General features: G+C 39.5%; 14 protein-coding genes. 7 read left to right on the top strand and 7 right to left on the bottom strand.

Annotated elements, in window-relative coordinates:
* Positions 1-543: 543 nt before the first annotated feature.
* A complete protein-coding gene (locus XEN7305_RS02815) occupies positions 544-693 on the top strand; it encodes a hypothetical protein (protein ID WP_006507820.1) in 150 nt (49 codons plus the stop codon).
* A 61-nt stretch (positions 694-754) separates the two neighbouring features.
* Here XEN7305_RS02815 and XEN7305_RS02820 read toward each other — a convergent pair whose 3' ends face one another.
* The 6 genes from XEN7305_RS02820 to XEN7305_RS02845 form a co-directional block, all read right to left on the bottom strand.
* Entirely contained in the window at positions 755-1,321 is a 567-nt protein-coding gene (locus XEN7305_RS02820) for a DUF3172 domain-containing protein (protein ID WP_006507821.1), read from the bottom strand.
* Between the two features lie 69 nt (positions 1,322-1,390).
* Positions 1,391-1,600 (bottom strand): DUF4278 domain-containing protein, encoded by a 210-nt coding sequence (locus XEN7305_RS02825; protein ID WP_006507822.1) that lies wholly within the window; start codon positions 1,598-1,600, stop codon positions 1,391-1,393.
* A 130-nt stretch (positions 1,601-1,730) separates the two neighbouring features.
* Positions 1,731-2,441, bottom strand: coding sequence for a peptidylprolyl isomerase (locus XEN7305_RS02830; RefSeq protein WP_006507823.1), 711 nt, complete (start codon positions 2,439-2,441; stop codon positions 1,731-1,733).
* 74 nt (positions 2,442-2,515) lie between these two features.
* Positions 2,516-4,468, bottom strand: coding sequence for a response regulator (locus XEN7305_RS02835; RefSeq protein ID WP_006507824.1), 1,953 nt, complete (start codon positions 4,466-4,468; stop codon positions 2,516-2,518).
* Positions 4,469-4,503: 35 nt separating this feature from the next.
* A complete protein-coding gene (locus tag XEN7305_RS02840; protein ID WP_006507825.1) occupies positions 4,504-7,527 on the bottom strand; it encodes a peptidase domain-containing ABC transporter in 3,024 nt (1,007 codons plus the stop codon).
* Positions 7,521-8,075, bottom strand: a complete 555-nt coding sequence (locus tag XEN7305_RS02845; RefSeq protein WP_006507826.1) for a helix-turn-helix domain-containing protein — start codon at positions 8,073-8,075, stop codon at positions 7,521-7,523. The genes XEN7305_RS02840 and XEN7305_RS02845 overlap by 7 nt, the downstream gene beginning before the upstream one ends.
* A 592-nt stretch (positions 8,076-8,667) precedes the next feature.
* Between XEN7305_RS02845 and XEN7305_RS28505 the strand changes: the two genes are divergently transcribed.
* From XEN7305_RS28505 to XEN7305_RS02870, 4 genes are all read left to right on the top strand, one after another.
* Positions 8,668-8,949: a hypothetical protein gene (locus XEN7305_RS28505; RefSeq protein WP_006507827.1), complete on the top strand. Its 282-nt coding sequence runs from the start codon at positions 8,668-8,670 to the stop codon at positions 8,947-8,949.
* A 140-nt stretch (positions 8,950-9,089) separates the two neighbouring features.
* Positions 9,090-10,241, top strand: a complete 1,152-nt coding sequence (locus tag XEN7305_RS02860; RefSeq protein ID WP_158500374.1) for a phosphotransferase — start codon at positions 9,090-9,092, stop codon at positions 10,239-10,241.
* A 105-nt stretch (positions 10,242-10,346) separates the two neighbouring features.
* Positions 10,347-11,477, top strand: coding sequence for a T3SS effector HopA1 family protein (locus XEN7305_RS02865; RefSeq protein ID WP_006507829.1), 1,131 nt, complete (start codon positions 10,347-10,349; stop codon positions 11,475-11,477).
* Positions 11,478-11,540: 63 nt separating this feature from the next.
* A complete protein-coding gene (locus tag XEN7305_RS02870) occupies positions 11,541-12,254 on the top strand; it encodes a TIGR02466 family protein (RefSeq protein WP_006507830.1) in 714 nt (237 codons plus the stop codon).
* A gap of 10 nt (positions 12,255-12,264) precedes the next feature.
* Here the strand turns inward: XEN7305_RS02870 and XEN7305_RS02875 are convergent, their stop codons facing one another.
* A complete protein-coding gene (locus XEN7305_RS02875) occupies positions 12,265-12,537 on the bottom strand; it encodes a DUF3493 domain-containing protein (protein ID WP_006507831.1) in 273 nt (90 codons plus the stop codon).
* Positions 12,538-12,629: 92 nt separating this feature from the next.
* Here XEN7305_RS02875 and XEN7305_RS02880 point away from each other — a divergent pair, with 92 nt between their 5' ends.
* Together XEN7305_RS02880 and argB are read left to right on the top strand one after the other, a co-directional pair.
* A complete protein-coding gene (locus XEN7305_RS02880) occupies positions 12,630-13,193 on the top strand; it encodes a shikimate kinase (protein WP_006507832.1) in 564 nt (187 codons plus the stop codon).
* A gap of 13 nt (positions 13,194-13,206) precedes the next feature.
* Positions 13,207-14,100 carry an acetylglutamate kinase gene (argB, locus tag XEN7305_RS02885; RefSeq protein ID WP_006507833.1) on the top strand — a complete coding sequence of 298 codons (894 nt, stop codon included), beginning with the start codon at positions 13,207-13,209 and terminating at the stop codon, positions 14,098-14,100.
* The last annotated feature ends 183 nt before the right edge of the window (positions 14,101-14,283 follow it).

Raw genomic sequence — 14,283 nt, forward strand, 5'->3', positions numbered from 1 at the left:
CAAAGAGGCACTCGTAAAGGCTTTTTTCAAGATATCCTCTCTTTGTCCAAGTATCTACTATTCCGAAGTTGGCACCATCTCCTCGACTTTATGCTCGGCGATGCGGAACCAGAACCTTTCATCCCTGCAAATACTTCTTAATTTTTGAATTTGGAATTGCTGATCTATCTTCCTATTGATGATTTTAATCTGGTTCGTAATATAGGTTTGAGATGGAGAAATAAAATAGTGTCAAAACAGCTTAATGATTTTCGAGAATTTGCCTCTACCCACAATTGGCAAGTTTAGCTTCTTCCTCAACAACTGTAAGTCGTTACAGGTTTAGAGATCGCGCTATTGAGAAATCTCGCATATTCATAGAACCTGAAACTAAAAGCTTATCCTCATAAAAATAAAGAAAATATGTACTAATTTCCTCACAAGTTCTTCAATATTTTTACCTAGTCTGAAGTAGCGGATAGTAAAGGGCTCTTAGACATTCACCCGAAACTCAAGGCTTACTGAGACTCTTTTGCTAAACAATCAAATAAAAGAGGTAAGAATATGAAGATTATTCAAGGACTAAAAGACACCTTTAAATATCTCTTCACTGGAGTTGCCAAAATTTTTCAACCTAGCGATGATAATTACCCAGAAACAGGAGTACAGCCCTTTGAAGGGGAACCCTATGAAGAAAGCGAGCAAAATTATTAAGCAACAAAATTAAGTAGCAATCTTAAAAATCATTAAGCTTATTGTAGATAGAAAGCAGCATCTAAAAACTATCTGACTCGATTCTGTTGCCCGAACTTCCAGGACGATTCAGGAATAAATTGCTAGCCGAGTCGTTCTGATAAATACAACTAATTTTTGGCGAACCTTCTAGTACTCCTGTGTAACCAAAAGTGTTCATTCTTCGCTTACAATCTCTAACTTGTTCATTGCTAACTAAATTCTGTTTTTCCAACAAAGACCAGTTGTTTTGACGCAGCACACAGCCTGGTTGCATGACTGGTTGGGTAACAAAAACATTAAAAGGATTGAGGGTAATAAATAATCTGACATCCTGAACGATCGCGCTGGCGCCAAAACTCTGACAAAGTTCAGGGTTGGGAGCACTTTGATCGATTTCGAGACTAGAATCAATACGATCCAAATTGGAATTGGTGCTGAAATTAAGAGAAATTCCCACAACAATCCCAATAACAAATACGCTCGCCAAAATAGCTGCCTTTGCTACATCGATTGGATTTTTCACCCCCAAAGATGTGCCCTTGCCGGATTGGGGGGGGTTGGAATATTGACGATCACGACTATCGTTATATCGGTTTCTGCGCGCCATTGGTTAGCTACAAACTAAGATTCTTAAGATTATTTATATTACTCTATAGTGTAGACGATCTAGTTGGGACTATTGTAAAAGTTGAGTTTTTGCGTTGACCAGAGGGCATTTTGTGTAACTAACTCCACGATAGACATAATAAGTTATGGGTCTTATCCAAGCTACTTTATTAGCATCGCAATCTTCAGACAAACGATACTTTTGGACACAGCCAATTTTGGAAGTTTTTTCTGCCGTAGGATTGGGTTGATAACTAACGCCACGATAAGTTAATTGCATGGTTTAAGAATGTCAATTATTGCCTGATAAAGAACTTATTCTTTATATGTTGGATATGGCAATTTCTTGCACTCTATTGGGGAAAAGGTTTTGGGTATTGGGTTTTAGGTTTTAGGTTAATCTTACAAAATTATTTTAAGTAGCTGTTTAATTGTTGCTGTAACCATTGTTCGTAAAGATCTTGAATAATTGTCTCTCGCAGCTTGTCATCTAGTTCTGGTTGAATAATCTCTTCGACAAAAACTAAATAAGTTTGTTTATCAATATTTATTGGTTTGAGAATTTGCGGTGGTTTGGCCGCAAACACGGCCGCGGAGATTTCTGGTTTGAGTTCACTACGTTTTAATATTCCTTTATATCCTCCACAACGACGTAATTCGCGATCGCGAATATATTTATGAGCCAGATCCCAAAAGCTCAATTCACCCTCTTGAATACCAAAGAAAAGTTCTATTGCCAAATCAAAATCATCTAAAACAATTTCGTAAATAATCGCTTGTTGATAATCAATTTGATGTTCGTAAAAGTAATTTTCTACCTGACTCTCAAAAAGAAATTTTGCTAGTTTATCCGCAAGTAAATCTTGATAAATAATGGTCTCAAAATCATCTAAATTTAAATTATGCTCTTCAAGCCATTGCATCGTGTCAGTGGCAGTTAAGAGGTTATGTGCAATCCGAAAATGATCTGCTGCCTCTTGCGACTCGCGATCATCAATAATTATCTTCTCTTCTTGCACCTTTTTAGTGACAATTTGCTGAGTAATAATTTCTCTCTTTATTGTCGAAAAACGACGCGATAATTTTAGTTGTTTAAGTATATCGTCATTGGTAATATTCATATTTTATAAAAATTAGGGGAATAGGGAACAGGGAACAGGGAACAGGGAACAGGGAAAAAAATAAATTTTCAATTTCAAAGTTGCAGTCCTCCTTTTTGTAAACTTCTAAAGGGTTCTAAAAATACATCGATTAAACGACGTTGCTTTATGACAACTTCTACTGTGGCTGTTTGGCCTGGAGTCAAGAAAATTTGGCGATTTCTTGACTGAACATAATTGCGCTCCAATTCCACTTCTATTTCATAGAAATTGCTCTGCTTTTGTGCCTCAGTTGTAGTTTGAGTAACAGTTCTAGAATCTGGAGAAATCCAAGTTAGACGACCAGGTATCACCCCATAATCCTGAAAGGGATAGGCATCAAATTTTAGTTTCACTGGCAACCCTGTAGTAATCAGACCAGTCTCTCTACTGATCATTTGGCCTCTAATAATTAAAGGCGCATCTCGCGGCGCAATCTGTGCCAGCATCTGACTAGCTTGAACTACCGCACCCGGTTTCTGGATGGGTAATTTAAAGACAGTGCCGGTCACAGGAGAACTGATCGTTCGTTGCTGTAATTGAAATTCCAATGATTGGATTAAGCTATTGCTTGCTGCAATATTGCCTTGATTGACTAGGATTTGCGATTCCGTATTTTTGATTGCTTCTTGACTTTTTAAAATTGCTAAATTATTACTTTGCCCTAAAGATTTATAACTTCTTTGTTGTTCTTCCAAACGCAGTTGAGCCTGTTCTATTTGAGAATTAATTTGTTGTTTTAATTTCCCATAACTGTTTTGTTGTTCCCGATAACGAGCTTCTGCTTGGGCAATTTCTGAGGCAGTTTGAATCATTGTTTCTTGAGCTTCTCTCTCTTGCTGCTGGGCTTCTAACAGACGTTCCTTGGCAATTATTCCTTGCTGAAAAGCTTCTTGATAACGAGCTATTTTTTCCTGAGCTGTATCCTTACGAATCTGAGCCAATTTTCGGGCAGACTTTCTGGTATTGATTGCCTCTTTAGCCTGTTCTAGTTGGGCATATTTTTCTGCTATTTGAATATTGTAGCTAGCTTGGAGTGCATCCAGATTCTGCTGTGCTTGGTCAATCAAAGATTGTCTGACCAATTCTTGAGCTTTACTTTCTTGTTGTTGAGTATTTAGTGCCAGTAATTGTTGATTTTTCAGTAAATTTAAGCCCGCGATTTGATTTTGCTGAGCTACTAATTTTTGTTGCTGCTGTTGTAATTGGGAATTTACTAACTCTGATTCAAGTTGAATTAAGGTTTGCCCCGGAACAACTTGTTCTCCTTCGGCAACATCAATCGAAATGACCGTTCCGCTGACAGGAGCATCCAAAGAAATTGTTTTCCCTTTAGGTTCTAGCCTCCCTTCTGCTGTGGCAATTTGATCTACTTTGGCAAATATTGTCCAGGGAACAGCTATTGTGACAATTATGAGAAATAAATAGAGAATTGCTCTCAGGGAAATTCGAGGTAAAGTTTCAATAGTTTCTCTAGTCGCAGCTGACCAATCTTCTTCGACTAATTGAATTTCCTCTTCTTGTTTGGTGCTAGGAACAATCTCTACTTCTGGAGTTAGAACTTTTTCTATCAATCCAGGACTTAATTGGGTGTAACCCCTAGATATAGAATAAACCGCATTAGTCAGTTCTTGGGCAGCACTATTTTTGAGCAAATAACCTTTGGCCCCAGCACGCAGAGAATTTTGCAAAGATTCACTATCTTCATGGGAACTCAACATTAATACTTTGCATTCAGGAAAACGCTTGACGATAATTTCTGTGGCAGTTATCCCATCCATTTCCGGCATTTCTAAATCGATTAAGATAATATCTGGCTTTAAGAGCTCTACTTGGGAAATCGCTGTTTTGCCATTATCGGCAACTCCCACAATCTTAAAGTTTTTATCGGACTTTAAAATAGTTTCAAGCAAACGCCTCACAAAATTTTGATCATCTGCGATCACAATCCGAATTTCTTGATCTTTTTCCTTTTCTAGAATTACTTCGTAATTATCAATTTTTTTCATCTTTTTCCTAACACCTAACACCTAAGACCTAACACCTAAACCCCAGTCAATTGTTGTTGATTCAGGTAATAATATTGACCTTTTTTATCCATCAACTCTTGATGCGTGCCACTTTCGACCAATAGACCATTATCCATAACCAAAATTAGGTCGGCATTGCGAACCGTGGAAAGACGATGGGCAATAATTAGCGTGGATTGATTCTTGAGAATAGTGTTGAGATTATGTTGAATAATTCTTTCTGACTCGGCGTCTAAATTGCTGGTGGCTTCGTCGAAAATAAGTAAACGAGGTTTGCCTAATAATGCTCTGGCGATCGCCAACCTTTGTCTTTGTCCTCCCGAAAGTAAACCTCCGCCTTCTCCGATTTGAGTTTCATATCTAAGGGGAAAGTTGGCAATAAAATCCTTGGCTCCTGCTAATTTAACAGCTTGCTGAATTTGACTGAAACTGGCATTGGGATGGGCGATCGTCAAGTTTTCCTGAATTGTACCTCCAAACAAAAAAGTATCTTGATCGACTACTCCTGTTTGCTTTCGTAGTGAGTGCAAATGAATATTATTCAAGTCATAGTTATCGACAAAGATCTTTCCTTGAGTGGGAGTATAAAGACCCAACATCAATTTGGCGATCGTGGTTTTTCCCGAGCCACTACGTCCAACCAACGCGACAGTTTGCCCAGGATGAATTTCAAAACTGAGGTTTTCGATGGTGTTATTGGGACTTTCTAAGTTATACCGAAAACTGACATTATCAAAACGAATATGCCCTTGGAGGGTAGGTAAAGTAACCAAATTGGCGTTGGTTAAATTAGTTTCGGGTGGCGAGTTCACGACATCATCTAATCTCTCCATGGCAATGCGAATCTCTTGGAAATCATTCCACAAAGAGATCAGCCTTTTAAAGGGACTAATCACCCGATCTACTAGCATATTGAAAGCAATTAATTGCCCAATAGTGAGTTGGTTGTTAATTACCTGCCAAATCCCAAACACTAGTAAAGCAGTATCTAGGGTTGTATCAATGACATCGGTACAGATATTAATCCTTTGCCGAATCAATTTGCCCGAAAAATTAATTTTGATCGATTTGTTAATCAAATCTTCCCACCGCCAACGGACAGATCTTTCCACTCCCATAGATTTAATAGTGCCAATTCCTGTGAGAGCTTCAATGAGATAACTTTTTTGTTTTGTCCTGGCGGTAAAACTTTCACGGGAAATCTTGAGCAAAAAAGGAGTGGTGAAAACTGTTGTAATAGCGAAAATAGGTATGACAACTAAAGCCATTAGAGATAGTTGCCAACTATACCAAAACATCAAAATGATATAGATAAAGACACTTAAGATATCCAATAATGTGGTGATGGCATCCCCTGTAATGAAACTCCTAACTTTGCGATTTTCGCTGATGCGAGAGGTAATATCTCCCACATATCGAGTTTCAAAATAGCTCAGAGGAAGTTGGAAGGTGTGGCTAATAAACCCGACAATCAAGGACAAGTCTAATTTATTGGCTGTATGGTAGAGCAAATAGCGCCTTAGATTGGAAATTGCAATTCGAAATAAACTAAAGATTAATAAGCCACTGCCGATCGCAATTAGGGTAGAAACACTCTGTTGGACGACTACCTTGTCTAATAATACTTGAGTGAATATAGGAGAAAATAAACCTATTACCTGAATAGCTAAGGAGGCGATAAAAATTTCTGATAAGACTAACCAATAGGGCTTGAGCAGTGCGATATATTTGCCAAGATTTTGTTTGGCTTCTGGTGTTTGGGCGAATTTCGCCGTTGGTTGCAACAGAAGAGTATAGCCAGACCAACCTGTCACAAATTCCTGACGGGTTAACATTCGCCTACCAATATCAGGATCGGCAACAATCACGCGATCGCGAGTTATTTTATAAACTACTATGTAATGATTGCCTTCCCAGTGCACAATGGCAGGCAGTTCCTGTTTCGCTAACCCAGGTAAGTCTGCTTTTACCGGGCGAGGGGCAAACCCCAAATATTCCGCTGCGGAAATTAAGCCCTTAATCGATGCTCCAGAGCGATCGACATTAGCGATATTACGTAACTCATTCAGACCAAAATGTTTGCCCCAATATTGGCCGACCATTATCAGACAAGCAACGCCACAATCAGAAGCACTATGCTGCTGATAGAAAGGATAACGTCTCGTCCATTGTTGCCACCAATGGTTAATTTTTACTCTCGGACTGGGAAAATATAGTTGAGGGGACTCATCCGCCTGTCGAGAATTTTTCTGTTTTCTCGAAACTAGATTGGCAACAGCATCAAGTTTATCGGAGATAACTAACTTTTTTGGGTTTGGATAATTTAAGCTTTGAGCTACGGTAAGATTTTCCTGGAAATTTGCTTCTGCGGGTAATGAATAAAGTTCTGTAGCTTGCATAATTTTCCAGCTGCCATCTGGAGGAAAATTTCTCAGATAGTAAATATAACCTGGAGTTAATTTATTCCCAGAAGAATGTAAAATTGCGCCCTTTCTTAACAACCACAGTTGTTGATTTTCTATTGGCAATCGATCGCCTGGTTGCAAATGATGCTGTTGCAGTTGCGGCAACATAGGCAATAAACTCTGTCGAGGACTGATGTTGCCGTTATTATGTTGCTGATGGAGCAATAACAAATCTAATTCGATAGTCTGGCGATATAAAATATCTCTTACTTGAGGGGCAATTTTAATCAAAGAAGCAATAGTCTTCTGATCTAAATAAACCACCTGTAAATCCAAAGAGGCTCGGACTGTATAAGCCTGGAACTCCCCTTGGGAAAACAAAGTTATTTGACCAAACATCTTCCCTTGATTTAGCGAAGCTACCAAATTATCACCATTGTCTAAGAGTCTGACTTTCCCTTGCAAAATTAGATAGATGCCAATCTCCCCATCTTTGCTCTGCCAAAAAAGTTCTCCTGGAGATGGCTGAATTATCTCCGGTTTTTGCGAGCAAGATTCTAATTGACTGGCAGAAATACTAGTTTCCCAGGCAGCATTAAGATGTTGAATAATTGTCTGTGAAAGGGTTACCATGACTCATCATCTGATTGGGATTGAGGTCGAGACTGAGATAACAAAGCAGGATTAATGTCTTCGATTGTAATTGTCGGTCTGTTTGGGTTTTTTTTGTTTTGAGAACTAGAATCGCCACGGGTCGAAAGTCCCATTTGCTTTAGTAATCTATTCACATGGCGATCGCTGATTTCGATGCCCAACTCTTTAGCTAAATGCTTGCTCAACCAACCTGCCGTCCAGCGTTTAAAGCTATAACCGTACTTTTGGGGACTATGGGAAACTAATTCCCGCAAACTTTCCAGGTATAAATCATTAACTACTCTGGGTCTGCCAACTCGATTTTCCGACCAACTACTTATAGCGTCAGTTTTCGCAACACTCATCCAATAGCGAGCAGTTTCTTTGGAACAACCTACGGCACGACAAATTGCGCTTTGGGACTGACCCAATTGAGTTCGCAGAATAATTTCTAGACGGCGAAATGCTTCTGGGGTGATATCTGAGGGTAATTTTGTGGGAAGTAATTTATTTAGCAACTCCACTAAATAGCGATCTTGTTCGTTCATGGGGGTTAAACATCCCAACTTTCTCGTCGATTTTAGGGATAAGTTTTGGTATTTGATTAAGTTTGACTAAGACATAAAGTAGGAAATTATGTCTTTAATTTTGCAAAGAGCTACATAACAATTGGAATTAAACACTTACAGGGATTTTAGATTGATATTTGTGGTTGGGTATTCAGTTCATAATTTATGCATAAAACTAATAGTAAACAGGAATTGAGCTTTTGGGTGAGAGGATACAGTTTAGAAATAAAAATATGTCAAAAATGTTTCTAAGGCGTTGATTGTCAATGATTTTTGCCTCAAAATTTCTAAAAAATGTTTCCCTCTGAAGAATCAGCAAGAAATTAAGCCTGGCAGCATTTAACAAAAGAAATTTCTTGAGGTAAGCGGTCAAAGCCCAGCAATAGTAGAGGATTAAGACCTTGGCCGCTTCCATATTCTGATAACCCGATGAGAGACATATTTTTTTTACTAGATTGATTTATGTCTGATTAATAAAAGCCTTTGCATTGACCTAGACAGATCATTTCCACTAGAAATAATGAAACATGTAATCAGAAGATTACAGAATATTTAAGAGTAGGTAAAATTCATGACAATTGATATTAACGACTTAAATCCTCTAGGCTCAGATCTGTTATCTGGTTCCGAGAGCATTATGGGTAGTCTTCGCGTTCTTTCTGAGGAAGAGTTGACCATTTCTGGTGGCGGCGGCAAAGGTCGTAAAGGCAAAGGCAAAGGTAAAGGCAAAGGCAAGGGTAAAGGTAAAGGCAAGGGTAAAGGTAAAGGCAAAGGTAAAGGTAAAGGCAAAGGCAAGGGTAAAGGTAAAGGCAAGGGTAAAGGTGGCAAAGGATATCGCTACTATTACCACTAAACAAAACTTAGTAGCGTAAGTGGTCTGAAACAGCCTGGGGCATGTTTTTATCTGTTGAATTAATCACATGCCCTAGTGCGTTCAATAAAAAATAATTAGTTATGGGATTGATTTTAAGTACTGAGAATATAGTAAATTTTTTGATACAGCACAATGTTGCTCCTGGGGATTTTCAACTCGCTGCTCCGATAATCTGTAAAGAGAGCAAGAATTATAATCTAGTCGTTCATTCAAGCGATCGCCAGAGCTTTTTAGTGAAGCAAAATCGTGTCGATAGGGAAGGAAATACCTCAGGGCATCTAGTCACAGAATGGTTAGTTCAAAAACTTATTAATAACTTCAGTGAATTAGCTTCAATTCAACCTTTAATGTCCCAAGTGCTGCTGTTTGATCAACCAAATTCGATTCTAGTATCAGTATTCAATGACGAATACATTTCCCTTGATGACTATTATGAAGTTCAAAATAGCTATGACCCAGGAATAGCCCAAACCATTGGGGCTAATCTAGCTCAAATTCACCGTGCGACCTATCAAAAGCAAGAACATCGCGAATTTTTGAGCCCATATTTAAGATTCGATGCGATCACAAGATTGCCTGGTTTTATTCAAAGATTAAATCGCCCAACACCCAGTATTTTTGGCAAAGTTTGTCCTGACGGATTGGATTTTTATAAGCTGTATCAGCGTTTTCCTAGTCTTAATCAAGCAGTGGTTGAACTTTATGAGCACATACAGCCTGCCTGTCTGACCCATAATGATCTGACTCTGGATAACTTTATCATTGATACTCAGCTCAATCTCAACTCCCACAACCGTCCAATAAAACCAGAACAGGTAAAAATAATTGATTGGGAATTTTTCCATTGGGGAGATCCAGCTGCAGATATGGGAATGCTAGTTGCTGAGTATTTAGCAGAATGGTTAAACAGTCTCGTTGCCGATCGCAATCTCGATCTCAACACCACCCTAAGTTTAGCGACTTGCCCTCTAGAAAGCATTACACCCAGCCTCGAAGCATTACTCCAAGGTTATCTAAAGACCTTTCCCAAGATAATTAACGATCGCCAAGATTTTGTCAAAAGAGTGGTTCAATTTGCCGGAATTGGCATTATAGATCGTTTGAGCTATTACGTTGAATATCATCATCCTTTTGATAATGAGTCATTATGCAAGCTCCAAGTTGCCAAGAATCTGCTTTGCTACCCAGAAAAAAGCATTAAGACAATTTTTGGCAATAGTGAAAAAGAGCTGATTAATCATTTTTATCCCCAAGATTTAAGCCTCGTTTAAACCCTTCTGCCCTCTCTCTTGGTGCGCGTTCCCTAGCGCCTTACAAAGGCGCGGGGTCGCACCGCTGCCCTCTGCCCTCTGCCCTCTGCCTTCATCTAAAAAATCATGATTTCAGTGATTGAATCTTCTGATCAACCAGAATCAACAACCCATAATTGTAGTTTTAAACAGAAATTGCAAGATATTATCGAAAACATCAATATTGCACCCGATCTCACGATTAGTTATCGAGATTATGAACCTTTAGCAATTGCCGAACATCTTCAAGATTATTTACAACAACTTTCCTTAGTAGATCGAGATCGCTACCTCGCAGTGAAATTACAGCAATATCTCTACGATATTTGTAGTTGTGATGACCTTCAAGGAGCGGAAGGTTTAACAGGGGAAACTGTTGATGATGAGGAGTCAGATGATACTAGCGATCGCGAAGAAATGGCTAACTATGTCAAGAAATGGTCTCGAACAAAATTTTATCAACAACTTACACAGCACAATCACGGCAAAGGGTACAGGGATACTGATTGGCTAGTAGTCGGACAAGAAGCGGATTATTGGCAAGTAACTAAAAATGACTTGACCCTGTATATTAACCCCGAAAAGCACCTTAATACACCTCCGGAAACATTGCATCCAGGAGAATTAGTATCGATTCAAATGCCATCAAATTTGGTAGATCATGGATTCTATATTGCAGTGGGGAATGCTGGCTCGACTAAGGCTACTGATTCTCCCCAGAAGTTTCTCGTTGCGCAGCTATATTTCAATGTTGCGCCTGAGGGAGCCATCATCTTGTTGGATCATCTTACTCAAAAACTCAATACTGCAAAAATTCCCTTTGATTTTAAGATTGCCTATGACGAATCAGATTTTGATGACCTTGATGCCACGGTTTTAGATTTTAAGACTTGTGATTTCGAGCTCGTCTATCCCATCGTCAAAACTATCTATCAGGAAAATCAGGTCTATTTTAATTCAACAATTCCTTTCTTTTGCCAACCCCTCGCAGCTGGTTTAGGCTTTGCAGAAAAACCTCGGTCGCCAAATTTTCCGCGAGAGAATATCGGTCAGCATCATTGTGGCCTTATCGCCAAAGCCTTAGTGGAACTATGGCAAGAAAATAGTCTACTTGGAACAGATAAATGGGATTACATTCTTGATTATTTATCCCAGTCAAAAGTTGATCTCGAACATTTCTATTTAAATTCTGATTCAACAGAAATCTATAAGTCTTGATTTGGGTAATCTCAGATTACGATCATTTTTCAGTAAATTAACAATATATCAATCATTATAAAAATGCCTATTGAACCTTGGTTTCCCCTTGCTGTCTATTATGCAGATGTTGAAGATGCAGCCGCCCAAAAAGAGTCTCTTGTCTCAGCTATCTTGAAACTTGAAAAAAAGGGCCATAAAAGAAGGGTGGATTCGGAAACTGCCTGGACTGGAGATTTTCATGGCGTGGGACGCATTCAAGAAGATCCGCGATTTTCTTGGATTGTCGGACAAATTGAAGCCCACACTCTCGCTTATCTTGAAGAATTGGGAATCGATCTGAGCAAAATAGATTTATATATTCAACGAGCTTGGCCAGTCGTTTCCCGAGAAGATCAAGAAGTTCCGCCCCATGCCCATCACAATGCCCATGTAAGTGCTGTGTATTATGTATCTGTTCCCGAAAATGGCACTCATAAATCTGGAGCTTTTACCATTTACAACGATGCCAATTTTAACGAAATTATCGCAGGGATCGGAGACGAACATACCAATGCCATCAAGAAAAGAAATCCTTTTAACTACGAAGAAGGCTACTATGCACCCACAGAAGGCAGGGTGTTAATCTTTCCCTCGCAACAACGCCATGGAGTCGAGGCCAATGAAACAGGGGAAATGAGAATCTCTTTATCTTTTGATATTGTAATCACCTCGGCAGAACAAGGAGATCCTGGTCTACATGAATTTCTCTCTCCACCCCCAAGTCAATGGAAAAAATTCGGAAAACTGAATGGGTAATGGGTAATGCTCACTTATCCCAGCGCCATAAGGCGATCGCAATTCCGACAACAGCTATTTGTATGGCCAAATTCGGTAAATTTTGCGAAGTGCCGGTTCCGGCTGCAATCTGAAGTAAAAAAATCAAGGCCCCAATCAAACCCGAAGCGCCACAAACCAAATACAAAACCTTCCTCAAACCCTTATAGGGCGCTTTCGCTTCTGCCCTCAGACGAGCATATTTTTCAGGAGAAATCTGAGTATCTTTTGGAGGTGAGTTGGGTTTTTCTGGAGAATTGACCATGAATTATATTTTGATTTGCTTTTGGGTCTCAATATAAATTAAGTTTATATGAATTAAGAGAATTACACCCTTTGAAAAGAGGAAGTTAGACTTTGAGTGATCACCAAAGCGACTCGCTGCCGACAAATAAACCTAGTACCCTGCTCAAAGGAGTCAATGTTTATTTGATTGGGATGATGGGTTCAGGAAAAAGCACCATCGGGAAAATCTTGGCACAAAAGCTTAATTATCGATTTTTCGATACGGACGTTTTGATCGAAAAAGTTGCCCAGAAAACTATTCCCGAAATCTTTGCCACTGAAGGCGAAGCTTATTTTAGGGATTTGGAAACTAAAGTTTTGCATGAAGTATCAGCCTATAATCACAGCGTGATCGCCACAGGAGGCGGGATGATTCAGAAAACTGTCAATTGGAGTTTTCTCCGTCAAGGTTTAATTGTTTGGCTAGATGCAGATCTCGATGTCTTATTAGAAAGAGTAGCAAAAGATACCAATCGGCCCCTCGCTGGCAAACTACAATCACTGCTGGAGAAACGTAGTTCTCTCTATGCTCAGGCTGATTTAAGAATTGTCAGCGATCGCATTAAAACCCCAAAACAAGTGGCATCGGAGATTATCGATAAAATTCCTAGCAAGCTTTTGTCCCCAAATAACTAAAAATTAAAAATTAATGACCAACGAACAAGAATATTTTAAAGAAGAAGAAGCCACTCGCGTTCGAGTTCTCAGTGAGGCTCTACCCTATATTCAGGCATTTGCCAACCGTACTATCGTGATTAAATACGGTGGTGCGGCAATGAAAGATGGCAGGCTAAAAGCAGGAGTAATTCGCGATATTGTCTTTCTTTCTTGTGTTGGTGTTCGTCCTATCGTGGTTCATGGTGGAGGGCCCGAAATTAATATTTGGCTCAATAAATTGGGGATTGAAGCTAAATTTAAAGATGGTTTGCGAGTAACCGATGCCGATACGATGGATGTGGTGGAAATGGTATTGGTGGGAAGAGTCAACAAAGAATTAGTCTCTTTGATCAATCAAGCTGGAGCCAAAGCTGTAGGGCTTTGCGGAAAAGATGGCAACTTAATCCAAGCTCGTCCTGTTGGCAAGGAAGGAATTGGCTTTGTGGGAGAGGTTACTAATGTCAATCCCGAGTTAATTAAATCTTTGGTCGATAATGGTTATGTCCCTGTAATCTCTAGTGTGGCAGCAGATGAGAATGGCCAAGCCTATAATATCAACGCAGATACTGTCGCAGGAGAAATCGCTGCTGCGTTAAATGCAGAAAAACTGATATTACTAACGGATACCCCTGGTATTTTGGAGGACTACCATGATCCTTCGACATTATTGACAAAACTAGATATTACCAAGTCAAGAAAATTAATTGAAGATGGCATCGTGGCAGGGGGTATGATCCCCAAAGTAAACTGCTGCGTGCGATCGCTTGCCCAAGGAGTCGGAGCCGCACATATTCTAGATGGTCGGATTCCCCATGCCTTACTTTTAGAAATCCTTACCGACGAAGGTATCGGCTCGATGATTGTTGCCTCGGAATATCTTAGTTAAGGGATGAGGGATGAGGGATGAGGGATGAAGGATGAAGGATAAAGGATGAAGGATGAGGAAAAAGAGGTTTCAGTTGTGAGCTAACTAGTGGACGTGGGTGCAAATAAATTATCCACCAACCAAGAGCAAAAAGCCCATAGGTCATTACTTATTACTCATTACCCATTACTCATTACCCATTAC

Origin of the sequence: Xenococcus sp. PCC 7305 (assembly GCF_000332055.1) — a bacterium.
Taxonomy (GTDB): domain Bacteria; phylum Cyanobacteriota; class Cyanobacteriia; order Cyanobacteriales; family Xenococcaceae; genus Xenococcus.

Bases quoted from the DNA above. Each gene is read 5' to 3' on its own strand.
- XEN7305_RS02815 (WP_006507820.1), top strand. From the start codon at position 544: ATGAAGATTATTCAAGGACTAAAAGACACCTTTAAATATCTCTTCACT.
- XEN7305_RS02820 (WP_006507821.1), bottom strand. From the start codon at position 1,321: ATGGCGCGCAGAAACCGATATAACGATAGTCGTGATCGTCAATATTCC.
- XEN7305_RS02825 (WP_006507822.1), bottom strand. From the start codon at position 1,600: ATGCAATTAACTTATCGTGGCGTTAGTTATCAACCCAATCCTACGGCA.
- XEN7305_RS02830 (WP_006507823.1), bottom strand. From the start codon at position 2,441: ATGAATATTACCAATGACGATATACTTAAACAACTAAAATTATCGCGT.
- XEN7305_RS02835 (WP_006507824.1), bottom strand. From the start codon at position 4,468: ATGAAAAAAATTGATAATTACGAAGTAATTCTAGAAAAGGAAAAAGAT.
- XEN7305_RS02840 (WP_006507825.1), bottom strand. From the start codon at position 7,527: ATGGTAACCCTTTCACAGACAATTATTCAACATCTTAATGCTGCCTGG.
- XEN7305_RS02845 (WP_006507826.1), bottom strand. From the start codon at position 8,075: ATGAACGAACAAGATCGCTATTTAGTGGAGTTGCTAAATAAATTACTT.
- XEN7305_RS28505 (WP_006507827.1), top strand. From the start codon at position 8,668: ATGACAATTGATATTAACGACTTAAATCCTCTAGGCTCAGATCTGTTA.
- XEN7305_RS02865 (WP_006507829.1), top strand. From the start codon at position 10,347: ATGATTTCAGTGATTGAATCTTCTGATCAACCAGAATCAACAACCCAT.
- XEN7305_RS02870 (WP_006507830.1), top strand. From the start codon at position 11,541: ATGCCTATTGAACCTTGGTTTCCCCTTGCTGTCTATTATGCAGATGTT.
- XEN7305_RS02875 (WP_006507831.1), bottom strand. From the start codon at position 12,537: ATGGTCAATTCTCCAGAAAAACCCAACTCACCTCCAAAAGATACTCAG.
- argB (WP_006507833.1), top strand. From the start codon at position 13,207: ATGACCAACGAACAAGAATATTTTAAAGAAGAAGAAGCCACTCGCGTT.